This is a genomic window from Legionella taurinensis (genome assembly GCF_900452865.1).
Lineage (GTDB): Bacteria > Pseudomonadota > Gammaproteobacteria > Legionellales > Legionellaceae > Legionella_C > Legionella_C taurinensis.
This window is the reverse complement of sequence record NZ_UGOZ01000001.1, coordinates 1,775,147-1,794,638: the sequence shown is the minus strand read 5'-3', so window position 1 is coordinate 1,794,638 and position 19,492 is coordinate 1,775,147. Positions and strand designations below refer to the sequence as shown.

The window sequence follows — 19,492 nt, the reverse complement described above, 5'->3', positions numbered from 1 at the left end:
GCACCTGCGGATTACGGCCTCAGCAAGCCGTAATCCGCACTAGAGAAATGAATCAAGACTCGGCGTGAATGACCTTCTCTTCCAGGTATTGGCGTAACGCATCCCTTTCCCGAGTTGTAAATTGTAAGCCCAGCTTGCTGCGCCGCCATAAAATGTCATCACAGGCTTCGGCCCATTCCTGCTCAACTAAATAGTCCACTTCCGCCTGATAAAGTCCATGGCCAAAATGGACGCCTAAATCGGCGGTTTTGTTCAAGCGCCCAAGAATCAATTCGGCGCGCGTGCCATAGGTGCTTAAAAGTCGCTCACGAAGGCTGTCTTCAAGCCAGTGGTATTTTTCTCTGGCATGGATCACGTACGTTTTATAGTCCCAATCGCCGCTTTGCCCCCCAGGCAGGACAGTTTTATGCGACAGGGTGGGGGGAAGGGATGGGAAAATGGCCCTTAATTTATCCACGGTTTCTCTGGCCAGCTGTCGATAAGTGGTTATTTTGCCGCCATAAATAGCTACCGCTGGCGCGGGATGAGTGGAATAATGATAGGCATAATCACGACTCAAGGCCTGAGGTTTTTCCTCGTCCGATGACAACAGGGGTCGAACACCGCTCCAGGTGGTTAGGATGTCTTCTTTTTTAACCGACGGCCGGAAGTACAATCGCGTCAGGTCAAGCAGGTAATTGATTTCTTCGGGTGAAATGCTGAAATGGTCCAGATTATTTTTAAAGACAATGTCTGTCGTGCCAATCATGGTATTGCCGTGGTAGGGGATAACAAACACAATGCGTTTGTCCTTGTTCTGTAAGAGGTAGGCGTGATTGCCTTCATAAAGCTTGTGCACGACAAGATGGCTCCCTTTGACCAGCGACATTTTATACCGGTTGGCGATGTTTAAGCGTTGATTCACCTGTTCAACCCAGGGGCCTGCGGCATTGATGACCGCCCGCGCTTTAAAAATCACCTCACGTCGGCTTTGCAGTTTCACATGGAGGTGCCATAACTCGTCTTCCACCTCCGCCCTCATCAATTCAGTGCGGGGCAGTACCATGGCGCCATGTTCGCGGGCCTGTAAGGCATTGCTGATGGTTAGGCGCGCATCATCCGTGGCACAGTCGTAGAAAACAAAGCCTTTGTGGTATTCCGTGGTCAAGGGTGAAAAATAAGGCTCATTGATGGCTTGGGAGCGACGGATTAAACGGCTTCGCGGCAAACGGTTTTTTCGGCTCAGGTGATCATAGAGAAATAACCCGGTACGCAATAACCAGGTTGGACGCATGCTTTGTTGATACGGTAAGACAAAGGGCAGCGGGTAAACTAAATGGGGCGCGATTTTAAGCAGGGTTTGTCGTTCATCGAGGGCTTTTTTGACAAGTGAAAAATCATACTGCTCAAGGTAACGCAGGCCGCCGTGAATCAATTTGCTGCTGCTGGAAGACGTTTTGGAGGCCAAATCATCCTTTTCAATCAAAAGCACCGATAGACCCCGCAGGGCGGCATCGGCTGCAATGCCGCAGCCGTTAATGCCGCCGCCAATAATGGCCACATCAAAAAACTCATCCATGTTCAGGTCTCCGCAAAAAGCGTATAAAATCTCTTTCTAATTATCACGATAGGGAAGCAGAAAGCAATGAATTATATTCTGGCCATTGATCAGGGAACGAGCAGCACACGTGCCATGCTTTATAATGAGCGATTTGAACTGGTTGCAACCAGCCAATACACCATTACCCAGCACTATCCAGAACCAGGATGGGTTGAACACGATCCGGAAGAAATCTGGCAAAAAACCTTAACTGCCCTTCGTGATGTGGCGGGGCAGGCCGAGGGCGGAAAAATAATTGCCTGCGGCATTACCAATCAGCGTGAAACCACGTTGCTTTGGGATAAAGAAACTGGAAAGTGCCTGTCGCGGGCCATCGTTTGGCAGGACAGACGAACCCAGGCTTTCTGTGAATCCTTATCCGAGTACCAGGAGATGATTCGCGAAAAAACCGGTTTGTTAGTGGATGCTTATTTTTCTGCAACCAAGTTGCATTGGCTGCTCCGGCACACGAACAACGTGGACGCTCTGCTGGCGCAGAAGCGTTTGGCCTTTGGCACCATTGATTCTTTTTTAATCTGGCGTCTGACTAAAGGCAAATCGCATCTCACCGACATCACCAATGCCTCCCGCACCATGCTTTTTAATATTCATGACAAGCAATGGGACGCGGATCTGCTTAAACTGTTTGCTATACCCGATGCATTGCTACCGGAGGTGAAAGCCTGCGATGCCTATTATGGGGACATCGATGCGTCTCATCTGGGTTTTACGGTTCCCATTCATGGCGTCGCCGGCGATCAACAGGCCGCATTGATTGGCCAGCGCTGTTTCACTGAAGGCATGACCAAGGCCACGTTCGGTACAGGAGGGTTTTTGTTAATGAACACAGGCGAACAGGCCGTCCTGTCCAATCATCATCTGCTGACGACCATTGCCTATACAATCCAGGGTCAGACCATGTATGGCATCGAAGGCAGCATTTATCAGGCCGGTACCACGGTCAAATGGTTACGTGATGAGATGAAACTGCTGGTCAATGCGGCTGAAACCGAAGAGTTGGCAAGAAGCCTGCCCAGTAATGAGGGTGTTTATTTAGTCTCGGCGTTTAACGGCATGGGTGCTCCTTATTGGCTGTCGACGCCCGGCGCGGCCATTTTTGGCTTGTCTCGAAATACCACGCGAGCCCATTTTGCCCGGGCAGCGCTTGAAGGGGTGTGTTATCAGACCCGGGAAGTGCTGACCTGCATGGAGGAAGACAGCGGCCTGCGTATTTCGCCATTACGAGTGGATGGGGGGATGACGGTCAATCAATGGTTTCTGCAGTTTTTAGCCTCGCAATGCCAGGCGACGGTGCAACGGCCCCATGATATCGAAACCACAGCCCAAGGTGCGGCACTGCTGGCTGCCTTAGGGGTTGGCCAGATTGGATCGCTGTCCATGCTGGAAGCCAATTGGCATGCCGAGTTGGAATTTTCACCTGGCAATCAACGAGAGACAGTCGAGCGTGATTTTCAGGGCTGGCTGCATGCCATGCGGATGATTAGGACAGTGTGAAAAAAGAGATTGAGCTGGGGATAGATACTCGTCTGCGCGGCCCTGATGGCCATCCGTACCCTCAACTGTGATCCCGCGGCCTGATTGCCATCCCCGCGCCCTCCCTGTCTCCCCCGCGCAGGCGGGGGAGACAGGATCTACCACTGGAGCAGGGATGTCCGAAGGATAAAGGGCTTGCCCTTAGGGGACTTGCCGTTGTTTTTCGCCGGTGTATAGCTGGCGGGGTCGGCCAATTTTCGATTTGCTGGCAACCATTTCCATCCAGTGCGACATCCAGCCGACGGTTCTTGCCAGGGCGAAGATAACCGTGTACATGTTGGTTGGAATGCCAATGGCGCTTAAGGTGATGCCGGAATAGAAATCCACGTTCGGGTAGAGTTTCTTTTCGACGAAGTAATCGTCTTCCAGAGCAATGCGCTCAAGTTCCATCGCCAGTTTGAAGATGGGTGCATCATGGGCACCGACGGCTTCAAGGACCTTATGGCAGGTTTCCCGCATGACTTTGGCGCGTGGATCGTAACTTCGGTAAACACGATGACCAAATCCCATCAGTCGGAAAGGATCGTCTTTGTCTTTGGCGCGTTTGATGTAATGGTTGATGTTTTTGATATCACCGATTTCTTTGAGCATGTTGAGGCACGCTTCATTGGCGCCGCCATGGGCAGGACCCCATAGTGCGCCGATACCGGCGGAAATGCAGGCAAAGGGGTTGGCTCCAGTTGAACCGGCCAGGCGGACGGTGGACGTGGAGGCATTTTGCTCATGATCGGCATGCAGGATAAAAATCTTGTCCATGGCATCCACGATCGTGGGATCGGGCACATACTCCTCAGACGGCACCCCAAACATCATGTGCAGGAAATTCTCAGCATAAGACATTTTATTTTGAGGGTACATGTAGGGTTGTCCCACAGAATACTTGTAGCTCATCGCCGCCAGGGTAGGCATCTTGGCAATCAGACGAATGGCTGAAATGTAGCGGTCATGCTGATTGGTTAAATCCATGGATTCATGGTAAAAAGCGGACAGGGCACCGACAATGCCGACCATGATCGCCATGGGATGGGCATCCCGACGGAACCCGTCTAAGAACCGGTACATCTGCTGATGAACCATGGTGTGATTATTAATGAGGCTGACAAAGCTCTTTTTTTCGTCTGCTGTGGGCAATTCACCGTTCATCAACAAGTAGCTGACATCCAGGAAGTCCTTTTTCTCAGCCAATTGCTCAATGGGGTAGCCGCGGTACAGTAAGACGCCTTCGTCGCCGTCAATGTAAGTAATTTTTGACTCGCAGGATGCTGTAGAAACAAACCCAGGGTCATAGGTAAACGCCCCCACTGATCCCAATTTCTGTATATCGATTACATCCTTTCCGAGAGTTGGCGTGTAGACCGGTAACTCAACGGGAGGATGTCCGTCAAGAATCAGTTGTGCGGTTTTTGTTGTCATTATGTCTCCTTGGTGCTTGGCTTCTGGAGCCTCACGCTTACATCAGTTGCGAAACTATATTAAAACGCACCTTCACAGTCAATTTATCATTGCATTAAATCTTTACAGAAAGAGTGGAATATGAGGTCGCCAGGACCTTTTTGACAAGTCACCCTCTTTTAATCATATCATCACGGGCCATTTTTGCCTGTTGTAAGAATAAAAATAGTAAAAAATTCATCCTTAATCACGGTCCTGTCCGCCTGCTGGATTCAAATAAAGGCTGGCTTATGGTATCCTTACACGTTAAATTGAGTGACGTAGTAGACCGGCCAGAAGGAAAGTTTATCTTCCTATGGTCATTTATTCGATGATTGCATAAGGACGCCTCCAAGCCATGGTTTATTTAGCCAAAGAAGTCATACCAGTCAATATTGAAGATGAACTGAAACAATCCTACCTGGATTACGCCATGAGCGTTATTGTCGGGCGAGCGCTGCCTGATGTTCGCGACGGCTTGAAACCGGTTCACCGCCGCGTATTGTATGCCATGAGCGAACTGGGCAACGATTGGAACAAACCTTATAAAAAATCCGCCCGTGTGGTCGGGGACGTTATCGGTAAATACCATCCCCACGGCGATACGGCGGTGTACGACACCATCGTCCGTATGGCACAACCGTTCTCCATGCGTTACATGCTCATTGATGGACAGGGTAACTTCGGCTCGGTAGACGGCGATTCTGCAGCCGCCATGCGATACACGGAAGTCCGGATGTCCAAGGTAGCCCATGCGCTGCTCGCAGATCTCGATAAAGAAACCGTCGATTTCAGCCCTAACTACGACGAATCCGAATTTGCGCCCGTGGTTTTACCCTCCCGCGTGCCTAATCTTTTAGTCAATGGGTCCTCAGGGATTGCTGTGGGGATGGCCACCAATATTCCGCCTCATAATCTCACGGAGGTCATCAATGCCTGCATCGCGCTGATTGAAGATCCGGAGTTAAGCATCGATGACCTGATGAATCATATTCCAGGCCCTGATTTCCCAACGGCCGCCATCATTAACGGCAAGGCGGGGATTGTTCAGGCTTACCGGACTGGCCGTGGACGAATTCTGATTCGCGCCCGTACCGAAATCGAAACGGAACCCCAGACTGGACGCCAGGCCATTATTATTAATGAGTTGCCTTATCAGGTGAATAAAGCGCGGCTTGTTGAAAAAATAGCCGACCTGGTACGCGAAAAGAAATTGGAAGGCATCTCAGGCCTTAGGGACGAGTCCGATAAATCCGGGATGCGCGTGGTCATCGAACTGAAGCGGGGTGAGGTTCCTGAAGTCATTCTCAATAACCTGTATGCCCACACGCAGATGCAGAATGTGTTTGGTATTAACATGGTAGCCCTGGTGGATGGCCAACCCAGAACCCTCAATCTCAAGCAGGTTCTCGACTATTTTATCAAGCATCGCCGCGAAGTAGTGACCCGCCGCACCATTTTCGAATTAAAGAAAGCCCGCAACCGGGCCCACATCCTTGAAGGATTGGGCATTGCGCTGGCCAATATTGACGAAATGATCGATTTGATCAAAAAATCACCCACGCCACAGGATGCCAAAGAGCGGCTGATGGAAAGGACCTGGAGTCCCGGTCTGGTGAAAGCCATGCTTGACAGCACCGGCAGCGACGCGTGTCGACCCGATGATCTGGCGCCTGAATTTGGCCTCATGCCTGACGGTTATCGCCTTTCTGTCAATCAGGCCCAGGCTATCCTTGAGCTGCGCCTGCATCGTCTGACCGCGCTTGAACAGGATAAAATCATTGATGAATTCAAGCAACTGCTTCAGGAAATCAAGGAACTGCTTAACATCCTTGCTTCGCCTGAGCGCTTAATGGAAGTCATTCGTGAGGAGTTTGTCGAAATAAGAAGCCAGTTTGGCGATGAGCGGCGTACTGAAATTACCGCCTCTCAGGAGGACATCACGCTTGAAGACTTAATTACAGAAGAAGACGTGGTGGTGACTCTGTCGCACCAGGGTTATGTCAAATACCAACCCATCTCCGCCTATCAGGCGCAACGCCGCGGCGGCAAGGGTAAATCCGCGACGAATGTTAAAGACGAGGATTTCATTGATCGCTTAATCATTGCCAGTACCCACGATACACTGCTGTGTTTTTCCAACCATGGCAAACTGTACTGGTTGAAAGCTTATCAATTACCTCTCGCAAGCCGTATTTCCCGAGGCAAACCCATTGTGAACATTCTGCCTTTGGCCGAAGATGAAGCCATCAATGCCATGTTGCCGGTTCGGGAGTACCAGGAAGGGTATTTTGTGTTTATGGCCACCCGCCACGGTACGGTCAAAAAAGTGCCGCTTGAAGCCTTCAGCCGCCCGCGATCCACAGGGATTATTGCTGTCGATCTGGACAATGACGATCGCCTGGTCGGTGTGGACATTACCGATGGCAGTAAAGACATCATGTTGTTCACTGATGCGGGTAAAGTCATTCGCTTTGATGAAAAACTGGTAAGACCCATGGGCCGGACTGCCAGAGGCGTCCGCGGCATCCGCCTCGCACCAGACCAGTCTGTCATTTCCTTAGTGGTGGCCAAGCCCGAGGGCACCATTCTTACAGCAACAGAAAAAGGCTATGGTAAACGGACGGATGTCAGTGAATACCGCATTTCAGGCCGTGGTGGCCAGGGCGTTATTTCCATTCAGGTCAATGAGCGCAATGGCAAAGTGGTGCGTGCCCTGCAGGTGGATGAAGGCGATGAAGTCATGCTGATTACGGATCAGGGAACCCTGGTTCGCTTCCGCGTCAAGGAATTATCGATTATCGGTCGTAACACCCAGGGCGTTCGCCTGATTAACGTTAGTTCGGGTGAGCATGTCGTGGGCATGCAGCGCATCGAAGAAATCAGCGAAGACGGCGAACAGGATGAAGAAGGTTTAGAGCAGGGTAATGAGGTAGAAGAAGACAGCAATGACTAGAGGTTATAATTTTGGCGCCGGCCCCGCGATGTTGCCGGAGCCCTTATTGGTTGAGGCGCAGAACGAATTCCTGGATTGGCAGGGTACCGGAATGTCCGTGATGGAAGCCGGTCACCGCACTCAGGAGTTTGATACCCTGATGAAGCGTGCTGAAAGTAATTTGCGTCAACTCATCGGCATTCCTGATAATTACCATGTGCTTTTTATGGGAGGAGCCGCCCGTACGCAGTTTGCAGTCATTCCCATGAATTTTTTAGGCAAAAAGCAGTTTGGCGGGTACTTAGTGACCGGTATCTGGTCAGAATTTGCTTTTGACGAGGCAAAAAAACTCAAAGCGGCCTACTGTGTCACCTCGGGTAAATCAGAAGGATTTACCACTATTCCGTCAGCCGATCAGTGGGAAATTAAAAAAGACAGCACCTACATTTATTACACCCCCAACGAGACCGTCAACGGCATCCGATTGCCAGACCCCCCAAAAACCCATGGTATTCCGCTGATCGCAGACATGACTTCCTGCCTGCTGAGCGAGCCCATTCATGTGGCCGATTATGATTTGATCTTTGCCGGCGCTCAAAAAAACATTGCCAATTCGGGCCTGACACTGGTAATTCTGAGTGATCGCCTGCTGGAATCGATTAACGACCCGGCATTACCCACGATGCTTGATTACCGTACCTATTCCGAAAGCCATTCCCTCTATGCCACACCACCGACATTTAACTGTTACATGGCGGATAAAATGTTCCAGTGGATACTGGATGAAGGCGGGGTTGAGGTGTTGTATCAGCGCAATTTGGAAAAAGCGAAGCGGCTATACAGCTACATTGATTCGTCTGACTTTTATCAGTGCAAAATTGACCCCCCTTACCGATCCATTGTCAACGTCTGCTTTTCATTAGCTCACAGTGCGTTGGAGGAGTTGTTCCTGACTCAGGCAAAAACCCGCGGCCTTCTGGCTTTAAAAGGCCATCGCTTTGTCGGAGGATTGCGCGCCAGTATGTATAATTCCATGCCCATGGCGGGGGTTGATGCCCTGATTCAATTCATGAGTGATTTTGCTAAGGAACATCCTTTATGAGTGCTTTACATTTCATCAGTAAGCCGGTGACTGCCCTGACGGGGGACATTACCGTTCCTGGCGATAAATCCATTTCCCATCGTGCAATTATTCTGGGCGCGATTGCTCAGGGTACGACCACCGTCAGCGGGTTTCTGGAGGGGCATGACTGCATGGCCACACTGAAAGCGTTTCAGGCCATGGGTGTGCGTATCGAAGGGCCTGTCTCGCGACGGGTGGTCATTCATGGGGTTGGGAAACACGGCTTGAAAAAACCGGAAAAACCCATTGATTGCGGGAACTCGGGAACCAGCATGCGCCTTCTGGCAGGTATTCTGGCTGCTCAGCCGTTTGATTCTGAACTCGATGGTGATGATAGTTTAAGAAAACGCCCGATGGAGCGCGTCAGCCGGCCCCTGCTGCAAATGGGTGCGGATTTAGTGACAACGGAAGGAAAACCGCCGGTGTATATTCGTGGCGGTCAACCACTGCGCGGCATTCACTATGAAATGCCTGAAGCCAGTGCCCAGGTGAAATCCTGCCTTCTGCTGGCGGGACTGTACGCCGAAGGGGAAACGACAGTGGTCGAGACGGGACATACCCGTGATCATACCGAGCGCATGTTGACTACGTTTTCCTATCCCATTCAAAAACTTGAAAGCGGCATTACCGTCAATTCAGAGAGTGAGTGCATTGGTTGTGATATCATTGTTCCCGGTGATATTTCTTCCGCAGCCTTTTTTATTGTGGCCGCGTCCATTATCCCAGGCTCCGATTTGATTATCCGTAATGTGGGCATTAATCCTACACGCACAGGAATTATCCAAATATTAGACATGATGGGTGCTAATATTACTATGACAAATAAACGCTTGTGCGGTGAGGAACCCGTTGCTGATTTGCATGTAAAATACGCGCCTCTGGAGGGAATAGATATTCCCACAGCCCTTGTGCCTCTGGCCATTGATGAGTTTCCCGTTATTTTTATTGCTGCAGCCTGTGCCAATGGTCAGACCAGACTTCACGGCGCCAAAGAGTTACGGGTGAAAGAAAGCGATCGCATTGGTTCCATGGTGGAGGGCTTGCAGCGTTTAGGCGTGGATGCTCAGGGTTTTGAAGACGGGGTCTTCATAAAAGGTGGAAAAATTTCAGGTGGTGAAGTGGAAAGTTTTAATGATCATCGTATTGCCATGGCATTTGCCATTGCAGGTGCTGTCGCTGACGGACCAGTCAAGGTAAGGCATTGCGACAACGTGGCAACCTCGTTTCCGGATTTTGTTAAAACCTCCAGAGCCATCGCCATGTCGATTGAGGAATACGTTGATGAAGTGCAATAAAATGGTTCCAGTAATCACCATTGATGGGCCGAGCGGTACAGGTAAAGGCACGATTTGTCACATGCTGGCCGATCATTTGGACTGGCATGTGCTCGACAGCGGCGCCATTTATCGGGTGCTTGCTTATGCCTTGAGAAAAAACCGGATTGATTTTAATCAGATTCAGGATATAGTAAAGTTGGCACACGCTCTGGATGTCCGCTTTGAGACTGACCCTCATCAACAGAGCAGGGTTATTCTCGATGGCGAGGATGTCTATGATCAGTTGCGTTCTGAACAGTGTGGTCAGGATGCTTCCGTCATTGCCGCGATTCCTGAAGTAAGGCAAGCGCTTTTGCAGCGACAACGCGCGTTTGCCCAGCCGCCAGGGTTGGTTACAGATGGTCGGGATATGGGCACTGTGATTTTTCCGGACGCTGTTTTGAAGATTTATCTGGATGCATCAGCAGAAGAAAGAGCAGCCAGGCGATATTTTCAGTTGAAAGAAAAGGGAATTGATGTTAGCCTCGCGCAGGTTGTTGATGAATTGGCTAAACGCGATGCGCGGGATACACAGCGTTCGCATGCGCCCCTCAAACCGGCAGCGGATGCAGTGAGGATTGATACAACTGGATTAACGATTGTACAAGTGTTCGATAATGTTTTAAAATTAATCGGACACCATTCGTTTTTTCGCTAAAAGCGAACAAGGGGGGAAGTTGAGTGGACCTCATACTTCCATTTTTTTACTAAAGAGTTTATTAAACATGTCTGAAAGTTTCAAAGAATTATTTGAGCAAAGTATCGTTGGTGCTCAATTTTATCCTGGTGCAATAATCACTGCAAAAGTAATCGATATCGATGACGATTTCGTCACCCTTAACGCGGGTCTGAAATCAGAAGGGATTGTCGCTGTCGAAGAATTCCAGGACAAGAATGGCGAGTTGGAAGTCCATGTCGGTGACATGGTGGAAGTGGCTTTGGATTCAGTCGAAGACGGCTATGGCGAAACCCTGCTGTCCCGTGAAAAAGCCAAACGTCAGGAAGCCTGGCGCAAACTGTCCAAGTGCCATGAAAACAACGATACAGTAACCGGCTTGATTTCTGGCAAGGTTAAAGGTGGTTTCACTGTTGAAATCGGTACAATCCGTGCATTCCTGCCAGGTTCTTTGGTTGATGTCAGACCTGTACGTGATCCATCCTACCTCGAAGGCAAAGAGCTTGAGTTTAAAGTAATCAAAATGGATCTGAAGCGAAACAACATCGTTGTTTCCCGACGTGCTGTTGTCGAAGAAGAAAGCAGTGCGGATCGTCAGGCCCTGCTGGAATCGCTGCATGACGGCCAGGTCTTGAACGGTATTGTCAAAAACCTCACTGATTACGGTGCGTTCATTGACCTCGGCGGTATTGACGGTCTGCTGCATATCACCGATATCTCCTGGAAACGCGTCAAGCACCCAAGTGAAGTGCTGTCTGTCGGCCAGGATGTCAAAGTGAAAGTATTGAGCTTTGACAGCGAACGTAACCGCGTGTCTTTAGGCATGAAGCAACTGGGGAATGATCCCTGGGTTGATCTGGTTGAGCGTTATCCTGTCGGTAAGAAGTTGCAGGGTAAAGTGACCAACATCACTGATTACGGCTGCTTCGTTGAAATCGAAGAGGGCGTTGAAGGCCTGGTTCACATGTCTGAAATGGATTGGACCAACAAAAACGTTCACCCCAGCAAAGTGGTTTCCATGGGTGATGTGGTCGATGTCATGGTTCTTGAGATTGATGAAGAACGACGTCGTATTTCCCTGGGCATGAAGCAATGTGTCGGCAATCCCTGGCATCAATTTGCTCAAACCCACAGCAAGGGTCAAAAAGTTACCGGTAAAATCCGATCAATCACTGATTTTGGTATTTTCATCGGTCTGGACGGCGAAATCGACGGTCTGGTTCACTTGTCTGACATTTCCTGGAATACACCCGGTGAAGAAGCAGTCAAGCAATTCAAGAAAGGTCAGGAGCTCGAAGCCGTTATTCTTGCGATTGATGCTGAGCGTGAGCGCATTTCCTTAGGTCTTAAGCAACTGGAAGGTGATAACTTCACAAGCTACGTTGAAGAGAATACCAAAGGCGCTATTGTCAAAGGTAAAGTCGTTGCCGTTGATCCAAAAACAGTCACTGTTGAATTAATGCAGGATGTAATTGGAACCATTCGTGTCAATGAATTATCTGAAGACAAAGTCGATGATGCGACCACCTTCTTTAAAGAAGGCGATGATGTTGAAGCGAAAATTGTCAATGTTGACAAAAAGAATCGCACCATCTCCCTGTCTATTAAAGCAAAAGACGCACAAGACCAGGCTGAAGCAATCAAGAAATACTCACGTAGCGGCGAAATGGCCTCCACGACTCTGGGTGATCTCTTGAAAGAGAAAATGGCCAGCAAAGATGTTGAATAAACATCGGTAAGTAAAAAAAGCGTAGTTTACTACGCTTTTTTTTTGTGGTTCACTTAGAGCACTTCATTTAAATACCCTGGCTGGATTAATCAACATTGATGTGTGTTCAGGATTCAGCATAAAAGCGTATGTAAAAGCGTATAAGGATAAATGCAATGCGTCTTTTGATGATATTGTTTTATTTGGTGTTGATTTTGGTCGGTGTGAGCTTTGCGGCTTTAAATGCCAGTTCTGTCGAAGTGAACTTTTACGTGACCACGGTGACAATGCCCATCTCCATTTTAATGACAATCATGCTCGGAATCGGAATTCTGGTTGGCTTTTTACTATTTCTTTTGCGCTATTGGCGGCTTAAACGCGAATTAGCCAAAGTAAGAAACCAGTTACGTCTGACTGAAAAAGAAATTAAAAATTTAAGGGATATACCATTAAAAGATCAACATTGAAGCGAAGGTTTGACAGCGTTTCAGAAATTAAGATAAAACCGCCCCGTTGTGATGATTTCAATCGATTGATTATTCGTCATGGAGACCGTTGATGATTAATTTATGGCCATTGTTATTGCCCGCCGCAGCCTGGTCAGGCTGGTGGGTTGCTAATCGAAGCTTTGCTGGCAAAGAATTGAAAGCAGGAAACCGCTTATCAAGAGAATATGTCGTTGGTCTTAATTATCTGTTGGATGAGCAGCCCGACAAGGCAGTGGATGTGTTCATTAAACTGCTGGAAGTCGACAGTGAAACGGTTGAAACCCATCTGGCACTGGGCAGTTTATTCCGTCGCCGTGGCGAAGTGGATCGTGCCATCCGCATTCATCAAAATTTAATTGCCCGCCCGCAACTGAGTCTTGTGGAAAGAAAAGAAGCCCTCATGGCCCTGGGGCAGGATTACATGAGCGCCGGTGTGTTTGATCGCGCCGAACGCATTTTCCTTGAAGTGGTCGAGCTTGGTGGCTCGCGGGAAACCTCCAGTCTGCAAGGGCTGCTTGCCATCTATCAACAGGAAAAATCCTGGGAAAATGCGCTGGATGTCATTAAAAAGCTGGAATTGTCAACCGGGCAGAGCATGCACATGCAGGCCGCTCATTACTATTGTGAAATTGCCGCGCAGGCCTTGAAAACCAGTGCCCTGGAAAAAGCACAGAATGCGATTAAACAAGCGCTATTGATAGATAAAATGTCAGTTCGCGGTAGTTTAATGCAGGCGTCTTTTGACATGGAGCAGGGCCGTTTCAAGCAGGCCATTCGGTCACTCAAACGGGTACCCCAGCAGGATCCGGAGTTTTTAAGTGAAATCATTGAACCGTTGGTCATTTGCCATCGCCATCTGGATTGCATGAATGAATGCGTGGCGTATCTGGAAGACACATTAAACGATCATCCTCGCGCGTCCACCATCTTTGTGATCGGGGATTACCTGCGCAGGGAAAAAAGCATGGATGCCGCCATTGATTTTGTATCAGAACAATTGAGCACCTACCCATCGATCAAGGGACTTAACCGCCTGATTTGCTGGCACCTTGAAACGGCCCATGGCAAAGTGCGGGACAAGCTGCAGATGCTTTATGACATCACCAGCAAGTTTCTTGATAATAAACCCATTTATCGCTGTACCCAGTGTGGATTTGGCGGTAAACACTTACATTGGCATTGCCCAAGTTGTAAGCAGTGGGGTAGAATGAAGCCTGTTCATGGATTAGAGGGAGATTAGGTTTTATCCTGATTTCTGGTTTAAATCGCTTTTAACGAGAACATTATGCAATTTATCGACCTTAAAAAGCAGTATCAATTAATCGAAACCGACGTGTTAAACGGTATTAAAAAAGTACTGGATCATGGCCAATACATCATGGGACCCGAGATTGGTCTATTGGAACGTCAACTGGCTGACTTTGTTGGTACCCGCCATGCCATTGTCAATGCCAGCGGCACAGACGCGCTGTTAATGGCGCTTCTGGCGCTTGAAATTGGACCCGGCGATGAAGTGATTACCAGCCCATTCAGTTTCTTCGCGACAGCGGAAGTGATTGCCTTATGTCAGGCCAAACCCGTTTTTGTCGATATTGATCCTGCAACGTATAACCTCGATGTTAAAAAACTGGAAGCGGCGATTACCCCCAACACGAAAGCGATTATGCCAGTCAGCCTCTATGGTCAAACGGCAGATATGGCGTCCATCAATCAGATTGCCAAAAAATACGGTTTGCCGGTGATTGAAGACGCGGCGCAAAGTTTTGGCGCCACCCAGAATGGCCATTATTCCTGCGCGTTATCCACCATTGGCTGCACGAGTTTCTTCCCCTCAAAACCCTTGGGCGGTTACGGGGATTCCGGTGCCTGTTTTACGGATGATGACATTCTCGCTGAGCGTCTGGCTGAAATTCGCATTCATGGCCAGAATGCCCGTTACTGCCATCGCCGCATAGGGATCAATGGCCGCATGGACACCATACAGGCCGCTATCCTGATTGAAAAGATGAAGTTATTTCCCAAAGAAATTGAACTGCGCCAGCAGGTGGCCGAACGTTACATGCAATTACTGGATGGCATTGCCCAGACGCCGGTTATTAAAAAAGGCAACACCAGTGTGTATGCCCAGTTCACCATAGAAGTACCCCATCGTGAAAAATTCCAAAAAGAAATGCAGATTCTGGGCATTCCAACGGCGGTGCATTACCCGGTTGCCATGCACGAGCAGGAAGCCCTGCAGTATTTAGGCTACAAAACCGGCGATTTTCCCTGTGCAGAAGCCGCCAGCAAACGTGTGGTCAGTTTGCCTATGCACCCTTATTTGACCATGGAAGAACAAAACAGGGTGGTTGATGCGGTAAAACGGTGCATTGCTTTATCGGTTGAAGTCGCCTGATGACGACCGAACTGATTGTCGCCCTTGATTTTCATCACGAGGCTGAGGCGTTAACGCTTGTTGAAAAGATAAACCCGGCTCATTGCGCCCTCAAGGTGGGCAATGAGCTGTTTACCCTGCTTGGACCTTCGTTTGTTAAAAAACTGGTTAATCAGCAATTCAACGTGTTTCTGGATTTGAAATTTCATGACATACCCAATACGGTTGCGCGTGCCTGCGCGGCGGCAGCGGAAATGGGTGTCTGGATGATGAACCTCCATGCCTCCGGGGGGTTGGCCATGATGCGCGCGGCAAAAAACGCACTGGAGGCTTTCGGCAAAGACAAGCCCTTGCTGATTGCAGTGACGGTATTAACCAGTATGAATTCATTGCAATTGCCTGAAATCGGCGTCGATACCTCCATTGCCAATCAGGTTAACCGTCTGGCTCATCTGACACACCAGGCGGAACTGGATGGCGTTGTCTGCTCTGCTTTGGAAGCACCCATCGTCAAGCAATTGTGTGGCGCTGATTTTTTAACCGTGACCCCCGGCATTCGACTGCCTGGCGATGCGGCCGATGATCAATCACGCATTGTAACGCCCAGGGATGCTTTGATGATGGGCAGTGACTACTTGGTCATGGGCCGATCCATCACTCGATCGCCTAATCCAGATCAGGTGATCGCTGACATTTTAGCCTCTCTGGCTGAGTAATAAACACGTGTCTTATTAACAGGCACGTGTATCGTTTAATAAACTTCTCCCTCCTGTATTCAATTCTACGATGATTTATGTTAGTTATTAAATTGGATAAATAATTTAGCAGTCAGGCCACTTTGGACAAAACGTGGTTCATACGATCACATAACAAAGGGATTTATTATGGCTCGAGAAAATGTGTTAAGTGATTTGTTGCGTAGGAATTGTGCTGAACATCCCAACACGCGCCTTCTTCAAAAAATACTCCTTTGTGTTCATCGTGGCTGGTTTAGAATCAATGGCCTGGCCCCAGACAACCATTATACGCTGGGGGATTACCTGCTTGATGACGAGCGTATCATTTTCGATTACACCCGCCTGAGCGATGAAGCGAAAGAAAAATTTATCCACTGGTTTTTAATGCCGCATTATCAGGATGCCCAAAAGGCTTTTCTAAGCGGGGTGGCGACGAATGATTACCGGGGATATACGGCAGAGGTCGGTTTAAGCTGGTGGGGCCGTATCACCAATCTTCTCTATTATCGTCGCAAAGCCTACCACTGGCCTCTGACGCCGCTGGAATTAACCTTAAATTATCAGTTAACAGGCATCGACATCTGTCCTGATAAATACGGCCTGTTGATTGGCCTTAAACAATTCGCCACTGAAAATAATGGCAGTAAATACCGCGATCCGGAGGATAATCAGCTAACCCCTTTGCGCAACGCCAAACGCCTGATATTAACCGACAGGCTAGTAGAAAATTTAATCAATGAAGATCCTGGATCCCTCGATTATGATGAGATGATCTTTAATCCGCACCCTTATGCCATTCGTGTTCCTTTACATAACCAGCGTATGGAGGAGATGTACGAATACCGTCAGACACAGCGGTTTATCACCACGCAAACCTGGTACCAGCGCGTGTGGCGCTGGATTAAATCCTGGTACGAAAAGCCCAATAACGAGTATGAACTGGAAGAGTTCAAATTCCGGGAAAAAAATTATCAGCCGCTCATTGAAGACGATGACGTGATTGTGTCCGAGCGGCCATCCACTGGTGAAATCCTGATAACCGAAAAACGTCCTGAGCTGGACAACATGGTGTTTTGCGGCGGCGGCGGCAAAATTTTTGCTCACGTAGGGGCCTATAAAGCCTGTGAAGAGACCGGTATTACGCCAACGCGTTTTGCTGGAAGCTCGGCTGGTGCCATCATGGCGGTGTTGTGTTATTTAGGTTATTCCTCCGAGGAGATATTGAATTTTTTTAAAGAGTTCAGGCAGGAGAATCTGATTCACTTCGACATTGACAGTTCAGGGATGTCAGACACCCAGGCAGTGAAAGGGGCGTTGGATTTTATGGTGACGCAGAAAGTGAATCAAATCATTCAACGCTATGGAATTGACACCACCGCCAAAGGCCGAAAATTCCTCTCCGAAGAAGTGCTTTATAATAATAAAATCACCTTTGCTTCGCTTAAAGCGCTTAAAGAACGTTACCCGGATTGTGGACTCGGTAATGAGCTGGTCGTTACCGCCACCAATATGCCGCAACGCAAAACCCGTTATTTCTCAAGCACGACCTCGCCGGATCTTGAAGTCAGTGCGGCAGTGACCATTTCGGCCAGCCTGCCCGTGGTTTTTAAACCCACCATTTTTGAAGGCGAACGGTACAATGATGGTGGCGTATTAAACAATCTCCCTACCAATGTCTTTCATGACAATCATTCCACCTTACTGACCTCAGAATACGGCAATTGTTTAAGTTTGCTTGCTTTCCAATTTGACAATGGCTGTGAACGGGGCTTACTCGACAAGCTGGTGGATCGTATCTATCGGGAAAATTTTATCTGGAACTGGATCTATGGTTTCCTAACCGGGGTGAAAGACCCGGTCAGCGGTTGGGAGCAGGATCGCTTAAGGCTGATGCAGCACAGTAATCAAGTGGTCCTCTTGCCTACAGGGAATGTGTCAGCCACCCAATTTAATATTACCCCGGAAGAACAGGTGATGCTGGTTAAAAATGGTGAGGAGGCCGTAAAGAATTACATTGCCCCACGTTACCACACCCGCCAGGGGGTTAAGGCGCGTAACGAAGAATACATGTATGCCAATTTTGCCAGTATCGAAGAGGCGCTTTATTTTACCTGCTTTCGTAATCGCAAAGACTGGTTTGAGCGTCTGGCCGCCATTGCCTTGAAACGGGGGATGACGGCTGAGAAATTGAACGAGATTCGCGAACGTCATTTCCCGGAACCCAGGCCAGCACCAATAAGGGTACCGTCTGCCATTGACAGTGATTTTTTTAATTCAGGCCTTTCGTCCTGGCTTCGCCGTGTCAACACCCTGTGCAACATGCAGATTTTTGAATGCCTGTTTCCCATTTTTTTAAAATTGCCTACCGGTGTGTTTAAAAAGCCCGCTGACTTGAAAATCTATAAAATGGCAAGGCATTCCTTTGCCTTGACTAATCCCCATCAAAGCCTTGATATGCTGCTTAAAATCAATGGCGAAGTGCATGTGTTGTTTGCCATACTTAAACACATCACATCGAGGTTAAATGTTGAATCGTTAAAGGAACAATGCCAGCAATTGAAATGCTTTGAAGCCATTCTCAATAACAAATGCATGACTGAAGAATCGGTGTTCTATGGGAACTGGGATTTAACTCCTGAGCAGGCTAACCGATTGTTTAAAGCCTTCCAGGCCGGTAATCTAAACACGGCCCGCGTTATTTGTTACAGCTTAAAGAACAAAGAGGAGCCCCTGCAGACCGTCGCTAAGGGGCAGGGGGATGAACTCATTTACACGGATGAACACTATGAGGACACTGATTACTGGGGCATCACGGGGAATAGGGCAAGCCTTAGCGTTTGAGTTTGCAAGGCAGGGGCATGATGTGGTTCTCGTGGCCCGGGACGAGCCGCGGCTCAATGAACTGGCAGCTACGCTTCGATTAAAATTCGGCATTCAGGCTGACATCGTGGCCATGGATTTAAGTCGTCCAGGCAGTGCGCAGTATCTCATCAATGCCCTTGAAGCAAAACAACTGGATATTGAATGCCTGATTAATAATGCAGGCATCGGCTGCCTGGCCGATTTTGTTGACATGGATGGGGAGACAGTCAACGCCACGATGCAATTAAACATGGTCTGTTTAACCGAACTGACCCACCATTACGCCGTCCGTTTCAGCAAACTGGGGCGAGGGAAAATATTACAGGTGGCCTCAACGGCTGGTTTTCAACCGGGGCCGCGCATGTCGGTTTACTATGCTACGAAAGCTTATGTGATTTCCCTTTCGGTGGCTCTGGCCTATGAATTAAAGCCGCAGGGGGTGACGGTTTCTATCCTGTGTCCCGGGCCAACAGAAAGCGCTTTTATGGAAAGGGCTCACATGCAGGGCTCCTGGCTTGCTCGTGGCATCATAGGTTTAATGAGTGCAGAAAAAGTTGCTCGTAAGGCTTATAGCGGATTAAATAGCAATCAATTGTTTATTATTCCCGGTATAATGAATAAAATTCTGGTTTTTGCTGCGAAACTCTCTCCCCGGTTTATGTCCACGAGAATTGTCGCTTTTTTTCATCGAAAACAGGTTTAAGGTGGC

Annotated in this window: 14 protein-coding genes; 12 read left to right on the top strand and 2 right to left on the bottom strand. The window is 48.8% G+C overall.

The genetic code is table 11. The features are described 5' to 3' along the window. Window positions 1-52 precede the first annotated feature (52 nt). Complete coding sequence (gene glpD / locus DYE45_RS08340) at window positions 53-1,558, bottom strand: glycerol-3-phosphate dehydrogenase (protein WP_115300749.1); 1,506 nt, start codon at window positions 1,556-1,558, stop codon at window positions 53-55. A gap of 66 nt (window positions 1,559-1,624) precedes the next feature. On the opposite strand from glpD, the gene glpK reads away from it, so the two are divergent. Next, complete coding sequence (gene glpK / locus DYE45_RS08335) at window positions 1,625-3,094, top strand: glycerol kinase GlpK (protein ID WP_108293848.1); 1,470 nt, start codon at window positions 1,625-1,627, stop codon at window positions 3,092-3,094. A 180-nt stretch (window positions 3,095-3,274) separates the two neighbouring features. Here glpK and gltA read toward each other — a convergent pair whose 3' ends face one another. Beyond that, window positions 3,275-4,546, bottom strand: a complete 1,272-nt coding sequence (gene gltA, locus DYE45_RS08330; RefSeq protein ID WP_108293846.1) for a citrate synthase — start codon at window positions 4,544-4,546, stop codon at window positions 3,275-3,277. A gap of 376 nt (window positions 4,547-4,922) precedes the next feature. Between gltA and gyrA the strand changes: the two genes are divergently transcribed. The 11 genes from gyrA (at window position 4,923) to DYE45_RS08275 (ending at window position 19,486) form a co-directional block, all read left to right on the top strand. Then, on the top strand, window positions 4,923-7,520 hold the full coding sequence (gyrA, locus tag DYE45_RS08325) for a DNA gyrase subunit A (protein WP_108293844.1): 2,598 nt from the start codon (window positions 4,923-4,925) through the stop codon (window positions 7,518-7,520). Next, on the top strand, window positions 7,513-8,601 hold the full coding sequence (gene serC, locus DYE45_RS08320) for a 3-phosphoserine/phosphohydroxythreonine transaminase (RefSeq protein WP_108293842.1): 1,089 nt from the start codon (window positions 7,513-7,515) through the stop codon (window positions 8,599-8,601). Before gyrA ends, serC begins: the two co-directional genes overlap by 8 nt. Beyond that, window positions 8,598-9,917, top strand: a complete 1,320-nt coding sequence (gene aroA, locus DYE45_RS08315; RefSeq protein ID WP_108293840.1) for a 3-phosphoshikimate 1-carboxyvinyltransferase — start codon at window positions 8,598-8,600, stop codon at window positions 9,915-9,917. The genes serC and aroA overlap by 4 nt, the downstream gene beginning before the upstream one ends. Then, complete coding sequence (cmk, locus tag DYE45_RS08310; protein WP_108293838.1) at window positions 9,904-10,596, top strand: (d)CMP kinase; 693 nt, start codon at window positions 9,904-9,906, stop codon at window positions 10,594-10,596. The genes aroA and cmk overlap by 14 nt, the downstream gene beginning before the upstream one ends. Before the next feature lie 67 nt (window positions 10,597-10,663). After that, window positions 10,664-12,343, top strand: coding sequence for a 30S ribosomal protein S1 (gene rpsA / locus DYE45_RS08305; RefSeq protein ID WP_108293836.1), 1,680 nt, complete (start codon window positions 10,664-10,666; stop codon window positions 12,341-12,343). A gap of 155 nt (window positions 12,344-12,498) precedes the next feature. Beyond that, window positions 12,499-12,789, top strand: a complete 291-nt coding sequence (locus DYE45_RS08300; protein ID WP_108293834.1) for a LapA family protein — start codon at window positions 12,499-12,501, stop codon at window positions 12,787-12,789. A 91-nt stretch (window positions 12,790-12,880) separates the two neighbouring features. Beyond that, the gene (gene lapB, locus DYE45_RS08295) at window positions 12,881-14,050 is read left to right on the top strand and encodes a lipopolysaccharide assembly protein LapB (RefSeq protein ID WP_108293832.1); all 1,170 of its coding nucleotides are present in this window, start codon (window positions 12,881-12,883) and stop codon (window positions 14,048-14,050) included. 45 nt (window positions 14,051-14,095) lie between these two features. Further along, complete coding sequence (locus tag DYE45_RS08290) at window positions 14,096-15,205, top strand: DegT/DnrJ/EryC1/StrS family aminotransferase (RefSeq protein WP_108293830.1); 1,110 nt, start codon at window positions 14,096-14,098, stop codon at window positions 15,203-15,205. After that, the gene (gene pyrF / locus DYE45_RS08285; protein ID WP_108293828.1) at window positions 15,205-15,900 is read left to right on the top strand and encodes an orotidine-5'-phosphate decarboxylase; all 696 of its coding nucleotides are present in this window, start codon (window positions 15,205-15,207) and stop codon (window positions 15,898-15,900) included. Before DYE45_RS08290 ends, pyrF begins: the two co-directional genes overlap by 1 nt. Before the next feature lie 168 nt (window positions 15,901-16,068). Continuing rightward, the gene (gene vpdC, locus DYE45_RS08280) at window positions 16,069-18,762 is read left to right on the top strand and encodes a Dot/Icm T4SS effector VpdC (protein ID WP_108293826.1); all 2,694 of its coding nucleotides are present in this window, start codon (window positions 16,069-16,071) and stop codon (window positions 18,760-18,762) included. Continuing rightward, window positions 18,707-19,486 (top strand): SDR family NAD(P)-dependent oxidoreductase, encoded by a 780-nt coding sequence (locus DYE45_RS08275; protein ID WP_108293824.1) that lies wholly within the window; start codon window positions 18,707-18,709, stop codon window positions 19,484-19,486. Before vpdC ends, DYE45_RS08275 begins: the two co-directional genes overlap by 56 nt. Window positions 19,487-19,492: the final 6 nt, after the last annotated feature.